Source organism: Reyranella sp. CPCC 100927, assembly GCF_007859315.1.
GTDB lineage: Bacteria > Pseudomonadota > Alphaproteobacteria > Reyranellales > Reyranellaceae > Vineibacter.
The window spans coordinates 1-535 of the sequence record NZ_VOHA01000076.1; the positions used below are offsets into that span (position 1 = coordinate 1).

General features: G+C 71.0%; 1 protein-coding gene. It reads right to left on the reverse strand.

What is annotated here, in order from left to right; all coding sequences use genetic code 11:
• A partial coding sequence (locus tag FQU96_RS42030; protein WP_146547396.1) for an AAA family ATPase occupies positions 1-481 on the reverse strand: 481 nt, incomplete at its 3' end.
• Positions 482-535 lie beyond the last annotated feature (54 nt).

A 535-nucleotide genomic window follows, 5' to 3' on the forward strand; every position in this document is an offset into this window, starting at 1 on the left:
TGGACAGATCCGTCTCCGAGGTGAGGTAGAGGGAATCGGCCAGCGCGCCCACGCGGTCGGCGCGCAGCTTCACCTGGGCCGCGGATTCCTCTCCCGTGATGTACAGGACCGAGCGCGGACCGCGCGGTGCGGTGCCCTGGGCCACGCGAGCCGCGACATCCAGCAGGAGGGTGGACTTGCCGACGCCGGGCTCACCGGCCAGTAGGATCACCGCGCCGGGCACGAGCCCGCCGCCCAGGACGCGATCGAGCTCTCCGACGCCGGTGGGGACGCTGGTGGCCTGGGTGGCATCCACCTGGGCGATGGGCTTGGCGGGATCGGCGATCGAGCGGGCCGGGGTGGTGCGGGCCTTGTGCTCGCCGACCTCCTCCATGGTCCCCCAGGCCTGGCATTCGGCGCAGCGGCCCACCCACTTGACGGTGCTCCACCCGCATTCCGTGCAACGGTATCCCGAGGAGCTGCGCTTGGACCTGGTGCTCATGCCGTCGACCTCATGGCTCACACGCTAGGAACCGGGTCCGACAGCACAGCGGGT